15 protein-coding genes are annotated in these 15410 nt (G+C 64.1%); 11 read left to right on the forward strand and 4 right to left on the reverse strand.

Annotation, left to right across the window (positions count from 1 at the left end):
- The first annotated feature begins 148 nt into the window (after positions 1-148).
- On the forward strand, positions 149-1033 hold the full coding sequence (locus tag ACFQ2F_RS14650; RefSeq protein ID WP_379091321.1) for a TIGR01459 family HAD-type hydrolase: 885 nt from the start codon (positions 149-151) through the stop codon (positions 1031-1033).
- 44 nt (positions 1034-1077) lie between these two features.
- Here ACFQ2F_RS14650 and ACFQ2F_RS14655 read toward each other — a convergent pair whose 3' ends face one another.
- Together ACFQ2F_RS14655 and ACFQ2F_RS14660 are read right to left on the reverse strand one after the other, a co-directional pair.
- A complete protein-coding gene (locus ACFQ2F_RS14655) occupies positions 1078-1482 on the reverse strand; it encodes a hypothetical protein (protein WP_379091323.1) in 405 nt (134 codons plus the stop codon).
- A 33-nt stretch (positions 1483-1515) separates the two neighbouring features.
- Entirely contained in the window at positions 1516-1899 is a 384-nt protein-coding gene (locus ACFQ2F_RS14660; RefSeq protein WP_379091587.1) for a response regulator, read from the reverse strand.
- A 211-nt stretch (positions 1900-2110) separates the two neighbouring features.
- Here ACFQ2F_RS14660 and ACFQ2F_RS14665 point away from each other — a divergent pair, with 211 nt between their 5' ends.
- On the forward strand, positions 2111-2584 hold the full coding sequence (locus ACFQ2F_RS14665) for a MaoC family dehydratase (protein WP_379091325.1): 474 nt from the start codon (positions 2111-2113) through the stop codon (positions 2582-2584).
- 34 nt (positions 2585-2618) lie between these two features.
- Positions 2619-3572, forward strand: coding sequence for a bifunctional riboflavin kinase/FAD synthetase (locus ACFQ2F_RS14670; protein ID WP_379091327.1), 954 nt, complete (start codon positions 2619-2621; stop codon positions 3570-3572).
- A gap of 206 nt (positions 3573-3778) precedes the next feature.
- Here the strand turns inward: ACFQ2F_RS14670 and ACFQ2F_RS14675 are convergent, their stop codons facing one another.
- The gene (locus ACFQ2F_RS14675) at positions 3779-4075 is read right to left on the reverse strand and encodes a hypothetical protein (protein WP_379091329.1); all 297 of its coding nucleotides are present in this window, start codon (positions 4073-4075) and stop codon (positions 3779-3781) included.
- Between the two features lie 120 nt (positions 4076-4195).
- Entirely contained in the window at positions 4196-4468 is a 273-nt protein-coding gene (locus ACFQ2F_RS14680) for a hypothetical protein (RefSeq protein WP_379091331.1), read from the reverse strand.
- A gap of 343 nt (positions 4469-4811) precedes the next feature.
- Between ACFQ2F_RS14680 and ileS the strand changes: the two genes are divergently transcribed.
- The 8 genes from ileS to mutL all read left to right on the forward strand — a co-directional run bounded on the left by ileS (position 4812) and on the right by mutL (position 15338).
- Entirely contained in the window at positions 4812-7811 is a 3000-nt protein-coding gene (gene ileS, locus ACFQ2F_RS14685) for an isoleucine--tRNA ligase (protein ID WP_379091333.1), read from the forward strand.
- A 9-nt stretch (positions 7812-7820) separates the two neighbouring features.
- A complete protein-coding gene (lspA, locus tag ACFQ2F_RS14690; RefSeq protein WP_379091335.1) occupies positions 7821-8369 on the forward strand; it encodes a signal peptidase II in 549 nt (182 codons plus the stop codon).
- Between the two features lie 133 nt (positions 8370-8502).
- Complete coding sequence (locus tag ACFQ2F_RS14695) at positions 8503-9033, forward strand: hypothetical protein (RefSeq protein ID WP_379091337.1); 531 nt, start codon at positions 8503-8505, stop codon at positions 9031-9033.
- Entirely contained in the window at positions 9033-9338 is a 306-nt protein-coding gene (locus ACFQ2F_RS14700; protein ID WP_379091339.1) for a hypothetical protein, read from the forward strand. Before ACFQ2F_RS14695 ends, ACFQ2F_RS14700 begins: the two co-directional genes overlap by 1 nt.
- A gap of 117 nt (positions 9339-9455) precedes the next feature.
- A complete protein-coding gene (locus ACFQ2F_RS14705) occupies positions 9456-10769 on the forward strand; it encodes a M16 family metallopeptidase (protein ID WP_379091341.1) in 1314 nt (437 codons plus the stop codon).
- Between the two features lie 23 nt (positions 10770-10792).
- Positions 10793-12064 carry a M16 family metallopeptidase gene (locus tag ACFQ2F_RS14710; protein WP_379091343.1) on the forward strand — a complete coding sequence of 424 codons (1272 nt, stop codon included), beginning with the start codon at positions 10793-10795 and terminating at the stop codon, positions 12062-12064.
- 43 nt (positions 12065-12107) lie between these two features.
- Positions 12108-13430 carry a glucose-6-phosphate isomerase gene (locus tag ACFQ2F_RS14715; RefSeq protein WP_379091345.1) on the forward strand — a complete coding sequence of 441 codons (1323 nt, stop codon included), beginning with the start codon at positions 12108-12110 and terminating at the stop codon, positions 13428-13430.
- A gap of 63 nt (positions 13431-13493) precedes the next feature.
- Positions 13494-15338, forward strand: a complete 1845-nt coding sequence (mutL, locus tag ACFQ2F_RS14720) for a DNA mismatch repair endonuclease MutL (protein ID WP_379091347.1) — start codon at positions 13494-13496, stop codon at positions 15336-15338.
- Positions 15339-15410 lie beyond the last annotated feature (72 nt).

Consider the following 15410-nt stretch of genomic DNA (forward strand, 5'->3'; position numbering starts at 1 on the left):
TCAACGAAAGCACAATCAGCAGCCGGGAACGACACCTCCGAAAAATGGGAAAATTCGCCCTCTTGACGGGCGAGCCCGAGCCCCCCATTAGGGCCATATGAACGACAGCGCGCCACCGTCACAACAAGCCGGCCGTCCTCCTATCAAGATGCTCGATAGCGTCGCGGAGTTCGGTCACAGCTATCCCGCCTGGATCGTCGATATCTGGGGCGTGATGCATGACGGCGTGAGCGCCAATGAGGCCGCGGTCGCCGCCACCGCCGGCTATAGGGCGCAAGGTGGTGTCGTGCTGCTCTTGTCGAATTCCCCGCGGCCGAGCCCCGAGGTCCAGGCGCAGCTCGGGGCCCTGGGCGTGATCGAGGCGGCCTATGACGACACCCTCACCTCGGGCGATTTGACCCGTCACGAGCTGGAAATGCGCCCCGGCGCGAAGGTCTTCCATCTCGGGCCGGAGCGGGACCTGCCGATCTTCAAGGATCTCGACCTGACCCTGGTGGAGTCCGACAAGGCCGATCTCGTGGTCTGCTCAGGCCTCTTCAACGACGAGGTCGAAGGGCCGGAGGACTACAACGACCTTTTGAGCGACATGGCGGCCCGCAAGCTCCCCATGCTCTGCGCCAATCCGGACCATATGGTGGAGCGCGGCGAGGAGCTGATTTATTGCGCGGGCGCCCTGGCCGACGTCTATGAAGACTTCGGCGGCGACGTCACCTATGCCGGCAAGCCCTACGCACCGATCTATCAGCTCGCCTTCAAGAAGCTCAGCGATCTCGCAAGCCGCGAGTTGGAGCCGCGCGAAATTCTCGCCATCGGCGATGGGATCAATACGGATATGCGGGGGGCGGCGGAAGCAGAGCTGGATTCGCTCTTTATCGCCGGGGGGCTGCACGCCTCCGACCTGAGGACCATCGCCACGGCGGAAAAGGGCGAGCAGACCGATGGAGCAGGAGATCTGCTCTACGATGGCACGCTGCTGTCGAAACTCTTCGCCGGTCAGCAGCTGCCCGTGGCCGCCATGCGGGGGCTGGCCTAAGCCGGGCGGCTCAGGTCAAGTCTCTTCGCGGCTCTGAAAGTCTCTTAAGTCTCGTCGCGGAAGAACGCGTCCACGCTCGCCTGGCTTAGGCGCTCAGACGTATCGTCCGCTTCCGGCTTGGAGCCCAGCGCTTCCAGGCGTTTCGCCATCAGCGCGTTGACGATTCGGCTGGCATGGGTCGCCCGCTGGCCGACCAGATCCTCGAAGCCACAAGCCGTCATGATCTCGATTGCCGCGGCTTCGGCCGCAGCGCGGCATTCCTCGGCATTGCCCTCATCGAGGGAGTCGAGCAGGCCCTCGCACGCGCTCAGGATCTGATTCGCCGCCGTGTTGGCTTCGGTCTTGATTGTCCTGAGGTCGCGGAGCGCCTCTGCGAGATCCGACATTTCCTCGGCCTGCTGGCTGCCTTCAGCCCCTGCGCCGTCCCACCCGCGCGACTGCGCGGCCATCCTCTGCCCCATGCTGTCCCCGTACTCTGAAAACTATTTGCCGAAGATCGATTCGATCTTGGCGCGCAGCGTGGTGGCGTTGAACGGCTTAACGATATAGCTGTTCACCCCGGCATGCCGGGCGGCCACAACATTCTCTGTCTTCGATTCCGCCGTCACCATGAGGAACGGCGTCTTTTGCAAGTGGTTGTCGGCGCGGACCTCGCGCAGGAACTCGTAGCCGGTCATCGGCTCCATGTTCCAGTCGGAGATCACCAGACCGTAATCCTGCTCCCGCATCATGTTGAGAGCGGAGCTCCCGTCGGATGCCTCGTCCACATTGGTGAAGCCGAGTTGTTTCAGGAGATTGCGGATGATTCGGACCATGGTCCGGTAATCGTCTACCACAAGAACACGCATATTCGGATCGAAGCTCATCTTGTGTCCACCATGCCCGAGGATAGCGTTGTAGCTGGCCTGTTGCGGGTCCCCCATGATCATCATCGGTCTGTCCCTCGCGTCACCGCTATGAAAGTGAGTAAGAGTAGAGCAACCCCATGAACGGACCGTTAAGCGTCAGAATGCGCGGTTTGCAGTGCACAAGGCGGTTCTGTAATTTGCGCGCCGACTGACAAAGAAGGACCAATCGATGCAAGACACTCCGACTGCCCAGCCGAAAATGGATACGCTCGGCCACGGCTACTATTTCGAGGACCTAAAAGAGGGCATGGAGGAGAGCTTCTCCAAGGTCATCAGCGAGCAGGATGTTGACCAGTTCGCTATTCTGTCCGGCGACCGCAATCCGGTGCATCTGAGCGACGAATTCGCCGCCGGCACGATTTTCAAGAAGCGGATCGCTCATGGGTTCCTGACCGGCAGCCTGATCTCCACCGTGCTCGGTACGAAGCTTCCGGGACCTGGCTGCATCTATCTCGGTCAGGATCTGAAGTTCATGGCGCCGGTCTATCTCGGCGACGAGGTCACAGCGACGGTCACCATTCAGGGGCTCGATCCCGACAAGCGTCGCGTCGTGTTGAATTGCGTATGCAGCGTCGATGGCAAAGCGGTCCTGACGGGCGTGGCCGTGGTTATGGTCGACAGCCGCGAGAAGAAGAAGCGGTAGAAGCCTCGCTACGCGACGCTGAGGGATGTGAAAAATGGATGTTATTCGCGGCTGGCAGAATGTGCCGGCTTCAGCGAAGGGCGCGGTGCTTGCCATCGGCAATTTCGACGGTGTGCATCGCGGCCATCAGATGGTGCTCCGCCGGGCCATGGAGATCGCCAAGGCGGAAGGCCGCCAGGCCGGCACGATTCTGTTCGAGCCGCACCCGGTGGAGTATTTCGCGCCCGAAAAGCCGTTCTTTCGTCTGACGCCCCTGGACGTAAAGCTCGAGCTGCTCGAGGAGCTAGGGCTGGATCAGGCGGTGGTCCTTGATTTCGACGCCGAGCTTTGCGCGCTGACCGCCCAGGAGTTCGCCGAGCAGGTGATTTCCGAAGGCATCGGCGCCCATCACATCGTGGTTGGCTACGACTTCAAATACGGCAAGGGCCGCGGCGGCTCCACCGAGGATCTGAAGCGCATGGGCGAAGAGCTGGGCTTCGGTGTGTCCGTGGTCGACCCCGTCAGCGGTGGCGGCTCGACGTATTCCTCGAGCCGGGCGCGCGATCATCTGCGCCGCGGGGAACTGCGCGAGGCAGGCGAAACCCTGGGGTATTGGTGGCGGGTCCGTGGTGCTGTCGAGGCCGGCGCCGGGCGCGGCAAGGGGCTCGGCTTTCCCACGGTCAATCTCGAGCTTAGGCCGGGTCAGGCTCTGGCCCATGGCATCTATGCCGTACGCGTCGTCGTCGACGACAAGACCTATGCTGCGGCGGGCTATCTGGGCGAACGTCCGACTTTCGGTGCAGGGCCTCCCATATTCGAGGCGTTCCTGTTCGATTTCGAAGGCGATCTCTACGGCAAGGACATCGAGATCGTCTTCGTCGAGCATATCCGCGAGGACGAGACGTTTGAGACGCCAGAGGCCCTGGCGGAGCAGATGGATCGGGACTGCAGGAAGATCGAGCAAATTCTGCGCGACGCCCCGGCCAGCCCCGTCGTTGGCGGCATCTAGGCACCGACATTTTGAGAGACCGCAGGTCACACCCTTCGAGACGGACCTTCGGTCCCCTTAGGGTGAGGCGCCCAAGGTCAGGACTGTTCCAGGCCCGAATCCTTTGACTGTCTCCTCATGGTGAGGGCGCGAGAAGCGCGCGTCTCGAACCATGCAGGCCCTGAGCGGAGCCACCGCTCTTCTCTGGATTGTCTTTTGTCCGGTTGCTAGAAGGCGGAGAGTTTCGAGCCCGACGACGCGAACCGAAGCATACTCATCATGGCGAAGGATGATGCGGCGCCGAAAAAGCGCGCCGCCAGCAAAGCTGCATCTGCCAGAAAGCCTGCCAAGGTGAGCGCCAAAGGCCGGAAGCCTAGCGCTGCGCCGGCCACCACCACGGAAAACTCGGCGGTGAAGAGTTCTGCGGCCATGCAGGACGCTGTGAAGAAGGCGGCTGCGACGAAGGCAGCCAAGCGGCCGGCGACCAAGGCGGGTGCCCGGAAGAGGTCTGCGGAATCGGCCAAAAGCTCGGCAGCCCCGGGAAAGACGGCGCCGGCTGGGCAGCGGGTAAGCCGGGCAGGGACGGCATCGAAGACCACGGCCAAGGGAATTGAGAAGGCAACGCGTTCGGGGAAGGCAGGGCGTCAGACCAAGCCTTCGGCACCGGCACGCAGAAAAACCCCACCAGCCAGTCGGTCGGCAGCGAGCCCTGGGACCCGAAAGGCATCGGGAGTCCCGGCCGCTGAGACGAGCCCTGCATCAACCCAGGGTTCATCAGGAAAGGATTCCCCTGCCAGAAGCTCAGCGGCGAAGTCGGCTTCGAAAGCGACGACGACGTCCGCCAGAACATCATCCAAGGCATTTGGAAAGGCATCTGGGAAGAACCCTGCCATGCCTGCAGGGAAGGCCTCAGCCAAGGTAAATACTGCTCCCAGAACGCAAGCCACGGCTCGATCCAAGGCTCGGCCCATGCCAGAGCGGGCGGCAAGGCCGGCTTCTGGGGTGCAATCCCCAGGAACCGTTGCCACATCTCAGGCCAGACCATCAGCGGCGAAACGGGCTCCGGTTCAGGCTGCCAATAAGACGGCGAAGTCCAGGCAGGGGGAGACGAAGGCGTCGAAGCCGGGTAAGAAGCGTGCCCAGAAGGTGCAGGCGAAGTCACCTCCGGCGCGGGATGCTGCCGTTCGGAAGGCTTCCCGGCCTCCGTCGGATCCCAGACCGCCAACGCACGATCCATCGCTTCAAAGAAATTCTTCAAAGATGACTACTCCACCAGCCGATAAATCAGAGCTTGCCTCAAATAAGACCGCGGAGCCAGCCTCCGGCGGCAAAGAAGACAAGGGCCGCAACTGGAGCGAGACGCTCTTCCTGCCGAAGACCGACTTCCCCATGAAGGCCGGCCTGCCCAAGCGCGAGCCGGAGCTGATCGCCCGCTGGAACGAGATCGAGCTCTATAAGCGCCTGCGAGACGAGGCGAGGGGGCGCGGCAAGTTCGTGCTCCATGACGGCCCGCCCTACGCCAACGGCAATCTTCATATCGGCCACGCCCTCAACAAGACGTTGAAGGATGTGGTCGTCCGCTCCCAAGGCATGATGGGCAAGGATGCGCCCTACGTGCCGGGCTGGGACTGCCACGGCCTGCCCATCGAGTGGAAGGTCGAGGAAGGCTTTCGCGAGAAGGGCAAGAACAAGGACGAGATCCCGATCAACTCTTTCCGGCGCGTCTGCCGGGAGTTCGCCGACAAATGGGTGAAGATCCAGTCCGAGGAATTCCAGCGGCTGGGCATGCTCGGCGACTGGGACAATCCCTATACGACCATGGCCTTCGAGGCCGAAGCGATCATCGCCGAAGAGCTGATGAAATTCGCTCTGAACGGCTTGCTCTATCGCGGCTCCAAGCCGGTCATGTGGTCGGTCGTGGAGAAGACGGCGCTCGCAGAGGCCGAGGTCGAATATCAGGAGGTCGTGTCCGACACGATCTTCGTGAAGTTCCCCGTGACCGACGGCCCCGCCGATCTCGCTGGCGCCTCCGTCGTCATCTGGACCACCACGCCCTGGACCATCCCCGGCAACCGGGCCATCGCCTATTCGCCCAACATCGAATACGGCCTCTACGAGGTCACCGATGCGCCTGCGGACAACTGGGCCAAGGTCGGCGATAAGCTGATCCTTGCCGACGCCCTTGCGGAGAACCTCAAGACCGCCGCGCGGATCGAAGAGTGGAAGCGCCTGTACTCCATTTCTTCCGATACTCTGAAATACTCGCATGCAGCCCATCCGTTGAGTGGGCGAGGCTACGATTTCCGTGTTCCACTTCTGCCCGGCGATCACGTCACCGCCGAGACCGGTACCGGCTTCGTGCACACGGCGCCCGGCCACGGCATGGAGGATTTCGAGCTCTGGGAAGACAAAAAGCGCCTACTGGAAGAGCGTGGCATCGACACGGCCATCCCGTTCACCGTGGACGCCGACGGCTTCTTCACCGATCAGGCTCACGGCTTCGCAGGCAAACGCGTTCTCACCGATAAGGGCGAGAAGGGCGACGCCAACGAGAGCGTCATCGCCGCGTTGAAGGACGCCGACGCGCTCGTCGCCCGCGGCAAGCTTCGCCACGACTATCCCCATTCCTGGCGTTCCAAGAAGCCGGTGATCTTTCGCAATACGCCGCAATGGTTCATCGCCATGGATGAGCCCATCGACGGTAGTGTGGATAGCTTGCGCGACCGGGCACTGCGCTCCATCCGCGAGACCCGCTTTGTGCCGGCCTCCGGCGAGAACCGTCTGCGCGGCATGGTGGAGTCCAAGCCTGACTGGGTGGTCTCCCGCCAGCGCGCCTGGGGCGTGCCCATAACCGTTTTCCGTCACGCGGAGCGGGGCGACATCGCGCCGGGGCCGAAATTCGGCCATTCGGAAGAGCTTGTCGCGCGCATCGGGGATGCTTTCCGCACCGAAGGCGCCGATGCGTGGTTCGCCGATGGGGCCAAGGAACGCTTCCTGAGCGGCCTCGTGGACGATCCGGCCCAGTGGGAGAAGGTCGACGACATTCTCGATGTCTGGTTCGATTCCGGCTCCACCCATGCCTTCGTGCTGGAGCAGCGCGAAGACCTGAAATGGCCGGCCTCGCTCTATCTGGAAGGCTCCGACCAGCATCGCGGCTGGTTCCAGTCCTCCATGCTGGAAGCCTGCGGCACGCGCGGCCGCGCGCCCTACGAGGCCGTGCTGACCCACGGCTTCACCATGGACGAGCAGGGCCGGAAGATGTCGAAATCCGCCGGCAACACCACTGCGCCACAGGACGTCATCAAGCAGTCCGGCGCCGAGATCATACGCCTCTGGGCCATGTCCTCGGACTATTGGGAGGATCTGCGCATCGGCCCGGAGATCCTGAAGGCCAATGTCGACGCGTACCGGAAGCTCAGGAACGCCATCCGCTTCATGCTCGGCAATCTCGCTCATTACCGGGACGATCTCCGGGTTTGCCCCGGCGATATGCCGGAGCTGGAGCGTTACATGCTGCATCGGCTGGCGGAGCTGGATGCCCAGGTCCGGGCGAACTACAACGCCTTCGACTTCAAGCGGGTCTTCCAGGCGCTGTTCAATTTCTGCGTCAACGACCTGTCGGCCTTCTATTTCGATATCCGGAAGGACGGGCTCTATTGCGAGCCCTACGACAGCCTGACCCGCCGGTCGGCTCTGACAGTGCTCGATCAACTCTTCAATACGCTCACCGCCTGGCTCGCCCCCATGCTCTGCTTCACCATGGAGGAGGCTTGGCTGAACCGCTATCCGAGCGACAAGGGTTCGGTCCATCTGCGCCACTTCCCCGATATCCCAGAAGAATGGCTGGACGAGGAACTGGACCAGAAATGGCGGAAGGTCCGTCAGATCCGCCGCGTGGTGACGGGCGCGCTCGAGATCGAGCGGAAAGAGCACCGCATCGGCGCCAGCCTCGATGCGGCGCCCAAGGTCTATATCGCCGATCAGGATCTGCGCGCCGCGCTCTCCGGCCTCGATCCGGCGGAAATCTTCATCACCTCCGATGCGCGCCTCCTCATGGGCGAAGGATCGGACGACGCCTTCCGCCTGGACGAGGTGCCCGGTGTTGCCGTCGAGGTGGAGCTGGCCGAGGGGAAGAAATGTGCCCGCTCCTGGAAGATCTCCGAAGAGGTGGGCTCAGATCCGGACTACCCCGATCTCAGCCCGCGCGATGCGGAAGCGGTGCGCCAGTTCGAACGCCGCCAAGCCGAAGCGGCGGAGTAGGGGGCGAAGATGGCCATGGAGCAGGAAGACATGGAAGGCCGCGCGCCGGCTGTGCCCATGCAATGGGCGCATTTCAAGCTCGGCATGATCGTGGCCGTCATTGCTCTGGTCCTCGACCAGGCGAACAAGCTCTGGCTGATCTTCTCCTACGATATCGCGGAGAAGGCGCCCGTGAGCCTCGCCCCGTTCTTCGACCTGGTCATGGTGTGGAACCGCGGCATCAGCTACGGGCTGCTCCAGCAGGAGTCCGATTTCGGCCGCTGGGCACTGATCGTCTTCGCCTTCGGTGTCTCCATCGGCCTCGCCCTATGGCTGTTCCGCCTGGAGACGCGGCTTGCCGCCATCTCCGTGGGGCTGATTATCGGCGGCGCCATCGGTAACGCTATCGACCGCATCGCCTACGGCGCCGTGGCCGATTTCTACTCGATGCAGATCTTCGGATTCGACTGGTACGTGTTCAACCTTGCCGATTGCTGGGTGGTTGTCGGGGTCGTCGGCCTTCTTTATGACTCTTTGTTCGGGCACCATAAAAAGGTCTCAAACCGTTCTAAAATGTAGGAAAATCTTGGGTCTACCCGGGTTTTATCCGACGACTTTTGAGGGAATTGTGGGGCAACGCCTGCTGAAAGCCGGAATTTTTGGCGACTCGCGACTTGCGCGCGGGATCCTTGCTGCGTGCCTTTCCGGTTGCGTGCTGACCCTCGGCGGCTGCGGCGGCGTGGAGTTCCAGGGCAAGATTTTCGACTATGCCGGCCTGTCTGGTGAGCGCCAGCAGGAGGACGTGCAGATGTCCGAACGCGCGCCCCTCGTGATCCCGCCGAACACAAATCACCTTCCGCCTCCTGGCTCCGGCCCGGCCACGCCCAGCGCCTGGCCCACGAACCCGGAAGTGGCGGCCCGCGAAGCCCAGCAGCAGCAGGCGGCCGCGGAGAAGAAGGACGCCGAGACCCAGGATCCGCTCAATCCTTACGCCGGCAAGCCGACCTTGCTGGATAAGTTGTTCGGCCGCGACAAGGAGCCGGCGCCTGAGGTGGCCGCCGTTCCCGAGCCCGATCCCTCTGCCGCCATTCCGCCGGTCAACCGCAGCGGTCAGAGCGCGCCTCAGCGCAATGCCTACAAGCCTCCCACCGAGGGCCCGGCGCCTAGGCCTAGCGAGGAAGAGGAAGAGCCCAAGGCTTCCACCTACGAGTCCGTCAACGATGGCTCCTACCGGGGCATGTAATGCACTCTTCGAAGTTGGTTGCTCTGCTCGCCGGCCCGTTGCTGGCGATGCAACTCCTCACGTCGTTTTTCACGCCGCTCTCGCCCGCACGGGCTGAGGAGGCGGCCGATCCGGCAAAGCCAAAATGCGAGATTGCAGAGGTCAACCCCGTGACCGGCCACGCCATCTGCATCAAGCCGATCGGCGCGCCAGTCGAAATGCCGCCGCCCGAGGAAGAGGTCTCCGAGGATTGCCAGCCCGGCGACGAGTCCACGGAGGATTGGAGCTGGAGCTCCAAATGCCGCCCCGAAACCGTGGGTCAATGACCGATCCGTTAGGTGTACCGGGTTTTCTTCCGTGCTATCACCTTGCCCATGAAAACACCCGTTCAAGGGGCGCCTAAACCGGCTCAAGCCGCGCGCCCCGCCGCAAGCCAGTCAACAATGACCGAAGGGCTGATCCCGGCCGATGGCGGCCTGGGACGCAAGGTCCACGAGTTCTTCCTGGAGAACGGCCTGCAGGTCGTGGTGATCCCCGATCACCGCGCGCCCGTCGCCACCCAGATGCTCTGGTACAAGGTCGGCAGTGCCGACGACCCCAAGGGCATTTCCGGGCTGGCTCATTTCGTCGAGCATCTGATGTTCAAGGGCACAGAGGCGAACCCACCCGGCCAGTTCGCCAAGGTCGTGGCGCGCAATGGCGGCGAGTTCAACGCCTTCACCCGCAACGACGTCACCGCCTATTTCGAGCGCGTCGCCAAGGACCGCCTGCCCACGGTCATGGCGCTTGAGGCCGACCGCATGATCAATCTGCGCTTTTCCGCCGAAGAGGTGAAAAGCGAGCGCGACGTGGTGCTCGAGGAGCGCCGCTCGCGGGTGGAGAACGCCCCCAACGCGATTCTCCAGGAGCGCATGATGGCTGCGCTCTTCCCCGGCCATCCATACGGCATCCCCGTGATCGGCTGGTACGAGGAGATCGAAGGCTTCTCGCCGGAAGCCGCGGTCGAGTTCTACAAGCGCTACTACGCGCCCAACAACGCCGTGCTGGTCATTGCCGGCGACGTCACGCCCGAAGAAGTGCGCACGCTGGCGGAGGAGACCTTTGGTCCGATCCCCGCAAGCGACCTGGAGCCGGTCCACGTGCGCCCGGTGACCGCAGCACCCACCGAGCCGGCCGTCATCCACGTTGCGGATCCGCGCGCCGGACGCATCACCGTGCAGCGCTACTTCCCGGTCCCGAGCTACCCTTCCGCCAAGCCAGGCGAAGCCGAGGCGCTCGATCTCATGATGCGCATCGTCACCGGCGGTGCGGCCGGCAAGCTCTATCGCCGTCTCGTGGTGGAGGAGAAGCTGGCGGCCACGGCAGGCGGCGGCTATGTCCGGCCCCTTCGCGATGCTGGCATGCTGGCCTTCGACGCCATCGCCGCTGAAGGGGTAAGCGCCGAGGAGCTTGAGGCGGCGCTGACCCGGTTCATCGCGGAGCTTCGCGAGGGCAACATCACCGAGGCCGATCTGACCCGCGCCAAATCCGCCTATCTGGCTCAGTTCGTTTACGCCGCCGACAGCCAGGACGAGCTGGCGGCCCATTATGGCGGGTTCCTCTCCGCCGGCCTGACCCTCGATCAGATCGAGACCTGGCCGGAGCGGATCGACCAGGTCACCGTGGCCGATATCGAGAAGGTCGCGGCAACCTATCTGGACCCGGCGCGTTCCGTGACGGGCATCCTGGAGCCCTCCGCCGAATCTCTGGCCGCTTAGAACCGAAGCTCAGCGCCGACCCCATGGATATTCAACGCATCACAAGCCCCGGCGGGATCACGGCCTTCCTGGTCGAGCATCACGATAACCCGCTCATCGCCCTCCGCTTCGCCTTCCGCGGCGGCTCCGCCCAGGACCCTGAAGGCAAGGGCGGGCTCTCCTATTTCGTCACCGGCATGATGGATGAGGGCGCCGGCGACATGGATGCGGCCGCCTTCCAGGAGAAGGAGCAGGAACTCGCGGTCCATATGGACTTCAACACCTCCCGCGATCTCGTCACCTGCAGCTATCAGACCCTGACGGCGCGGAAAGACGATGCCTTCGATCTCTTGAAGACCGTGCTGACCGAGCCGCGCTTCGATGCGGATGCGACGGAGCGCGTGAAGGGACAGATCCTGGCCGGGCTGAAGCTGGACCAGAACAATCCGGTCAATGTCGCGTCGCGCGCCTGGAGCGAGCTCGCCTTCGACGGCCACCCCTATAGCCTGCCCATCAAGGGCAGCTTCGACACCGTGCCGGCCATCATGCCGGAGGATCTCAAAAGCTACGCCAACAGGGTTTTCGCCCGGAACAATCTCATCGTCGTCGCCGTCGGCGATATCGATCCCGAGACCCTGGCCAAGGATCTCGACCACATCTTCGGCGGCCTGCCGGAGAAGTCGGAGCTCGCGTCCGTGCCCGATGCGAAGCTGGTCTCAGGCCCGGTCCGCGAGATTGTCGAGATGGACATTCCCCAGTCGATCGTCCAGTTCGGCCAGCAAGGCGTCATGCGTTCCGACCCGGAGTTTCTGCCGGCCTACGTGCTGAACTACATTATCGGTGGCGGCGGTTTTAATAGCCGGCTCATGGAGGAGGTCCGCGTGAAGCGCGGGCTCGCCTATTCGGTCAACTCCCACCTTTTCCCGTTCCAGCACGCTGCCGTCTTCATGGGCCGCGTCGCCACCAAGAACGAGGCGGTCGCCGAGTCCTTGAGCGTCATCAAGCAGGAGCTGTCCCGCATCGCCGAAGAGGGCCCGACGGAAGACGAGCTGGACGACGCCAAGCGCTATCTCACCGGCGCCTATGCGCTCCGTTTCGACTCCTCAAGCTCCATCGCCAACCAGCTCCTCTTCCTGGAGGTGGAAGGGCTGGGCGTCGATTACGTGCATGAGCGCAACGATCTCATCGAGGCGGTGACCCTGGAAGACGTGAAGCAGGTGGCCCACCGCATGCTGGGAACGGACCGGCTCATCACCACCATCGTCGGCAAGCCGGTCGAGGCGGAGGCCGACCCGTCGCTGGGCGAAATGGCATAGCGGCAGAACACAAAGACATCAGACAAGAGCAGGGCAGGACGACATGGCATTCAAACAAGGGATCGAAGGCTGTCTGGAGCAGGGCATTGGCGCAGGCGGACTCTCCGCGGATGTGCTCGACCAGTATCTGGAGAAGCTCGGCCCCCGCATGCATTCGCTCCATGAGGCATACGAATCTGGCTCCCTGCCGATCCTGCGCGTAGCAGAGCGCCGCGACGACATCGAGCCGATGCGTGAAGCCTTCGGAAAGCTCACGGAAGGCGCCAAGACCATCGTCTTCTTCGGCACCGGCGGGTCCAGCCTCGGCGGCCAGACCATCGCCCAGCTCGGCGGATGGGGCATTCCAGGTGACAATGGCGACCGGACGGGACCGAACCCGCGCACCCGCTTCTACGACAATCTCGATGCCCGCACCCTGGAGCGCGCGCTCGCTAATCTGGATCTGGAGACCACTCGCTTCATCCTGATCTCCAAATCCGGCGGCACGCCGGAGACCCTGGTGCAGTCCATGGCGGCGCTTCAGGCCGTGCGGCACGCAGGTCTTGAGGACAAGGCGAACCAGCTCTTCCTCGGCCTCACGGAGCCCGCGCAAGACGGCAAGAAGAATGGCCTACGGGATCTGTGCGATGCGTTCGGCATCCCGACCTTGCCCCACGATACGGGCATCGGCGGCCGCTTCTCAGCGCTCACCAATACCGGCCTCCTGGCCGCGCTCGCCCGGGGTATCGATCCGGTCGAGATCCGCGAAGGCGCGAGCCAGGTCGTCTCGGCGCTGATGTCCGACAAGAACCCGACCGATTTTGCGCCTGCCATCGGGGCGGCGCTGCAGATCGGGCTTGCCAAGGAGAAGGGTGTGAAGGCGACCGTCATGCTTCCCTATTCCGACCGTCTGGGCCGCTTCGCCGCCTGGTTCGTCCAGCTCTGGGGCGAAAGCCTCGGCAAATCGGGCGAGGGGACCACGCCCGTGGCCGCCCAAGGACCGGTCGACCAGCACAGCCAGCTCCAGCTCTATCTCGACGGCGCCGAGCAGCATCTCATCACCGTGCTGCGCCCCGGCGGGGCGGGCACGGGTCCCCGCATCGCGCCGGACCTCGCCAAGACGGCCCACGCCGACTATCTCGCCGGCAAGACCGCGGGCGATCTCGTCGCCGCCCAGCAGAAGGCCATTCCGCAAGCCCTGATCGATGCGGGCCGCGCCGTGCGGACGATCGATATCGAGACCCTGGACGCCAAGGCCCTCGGCGCGCTTCTCATGCATTTCGTGCTGGAGACGATCCTCTCCGCCCACCTTCTGGACGTCGATCCGTTTGACCAGCCGGCCGTGGAAGCCGGCAAGGTGCTCACCCGGAAATATCTGGGGGCTTAGGGGACCGGTGGAAAACTTTTCCGCCCCTTCGCCAAGCCGCATTTGAGGCGTTAATCCTGGGCCATGTCGCAGCCCGGACAGATTCGCCAGCTCCCGCCCGACCTTGTGAACCGCATTGCGGCCGGTGAGGTCGTCGAGCGCCCGGCGAGCGTCGTGAAGGAGCTGGTGGAGAACGCCATCGATGCCGGCGCCACCCGTATCGATATCTCGGCCACAGGCGGCGGTCTCGGCCTGATCCGCGTCGCCGATGACGGGCGCGGCATGGACGCCGAAGATCTTCAGCTCGCCGTGGAGCGCCACGCAACCTCCAAGCTTGCCGACGAGACACTGTCTCAAATCGCCACCCTTGGCTTCCGGGGGGAGGCGCTGCCCTCCATCGGCTCCGCGGCGCGGCTCACGATCCAGAGCCGGGCGGAAGGTGCGCGCCACGCCCACGAGATCACCGTCGATGCGGGCGAGAAATCGCCCCTGAAGCCGGCTGCCCTCAATGCCGGCACCACCGTCGAGGTGCGCGACCTCTTCTACGCGACGCCCGCCCGCCTGAAATTCATGAAGTCGGAGCGGTCCGAGACCGCTGCCATCACAGATACCGTCAAACGCCTGGCCCTCGCCCAGCCCGAGGTCGGTCTCAGCCTCACCTTCGGAAGCCGCGCATCCTTGCGTCTGCCCCCCTGCCAGCCGGGCCTGCTGGACGATGCGCTCGCCAGGGTGGGGCGCATTCTGGGCGACGATTTCGTGCGTGACGCCATGCCCGTGAAGCTGACCCGGAACGGCATTACCCTCCAGGGTTTCGCCGGCCTGCCGACGCTTCATCGCCCCAACGGCATGCAGCAATATCTCATCGTCAACGGCCGGCCCGTGAAGGACAAGCTGCTCGGCGGTGCAGTGCGCGCAGCCTATGGCGACTACATCCCCGCCGGCCGCTTCCCGCTGCTGGTCCTCTACGTGACCCTTCCTCCGCAAGAGGTGGATGTGAACGTCCACCCGGCCAAGGCGGAGCTGCGCTTTCGAGACGCCCAGACCGTACGCGGCATGATCGTCTCAGGCCTGCGCGATGCCTTGAGCGCCGCCGGCCACCGCGCCACCAACACCCTGTCCGACGTGGCGCTCGCGCGCTTGAGCGAGCGGGTAAACGGCCCCATCAACGGTGGCGCCCCCGGTCACTACGCGCCGTCGAACCAGCCCTACCGCGCGCCCGACCGCCGCTTCTACGGGATGGCGGAAGCGGCCCAGAGTCCGCTGGCCGAGATCGACCGGCCGAGCGCCGACACCCGCGCCAGCTACGAACCTGCGCCGGAGGCTGCTCCGGATCAGCCGGCGGTGCAGTATCCGCTCGGCGCGGCAAGGGCCCAGCTCCACGACATGTTCATCGTCGCCGAGACCGAGGACTCACTCGTCATCGTCGACCAGCATGCGGCCCATGAGCGCCTCGTCTATGAGCGCCTGAAGAAGAGCTACGCCAATGGCGGCATCGCCCGCCAGATGCTGCTGATCCCGGAGATCGTCGAGCTGGACGAGGAGCGCACCGCACGGCTGCTTGAGGCGGCCGAGAAGCTCGAGACCCTCGGCCTCGTGATCGAGCCCTTCGGCGGCGGTGCCATTGCGGTGCGCGAGACGCCGGCCATCCTCGGCCAGGGTGACGTCAAAGGCCTGGTGACCGATCTCGCCGACGAGCTGGGTGAGGAAGACGACGACGCCCAGCTCCTTTCCGAACGTCTCGACCACGTGCTCGCCACCATGGCCTGCCACGGCAGCGTGCGGGCCGGGCGCCGGCTGAACGGCGAGGAGATGAACGCGCTGCTTCGCGATATGGAGAAGACGCCCCATTCCGGCCAGTGCAATCATGGCCGGCCGACTTATGTGGAGCTGTCACTCGCCGAGATCGAGAAGCTCTTTTCGCGCCGCTAGAAAGCTGCATTTCCCTGCTTCGAATGCTAGCGTCCGGAGCTTCTTCGAGGCTCGCGCGCAAGGAATAGACGG

This window comes from Methyloligella solikamskensis, from assembly GCF_042676065.1.
Lineage (GTDB): Bacteria > Pseudomonadota > Alphaproteobacteria > Rhizobiales > Methyloligellaceae > Methyloligella > Methyloligella solikamskensis.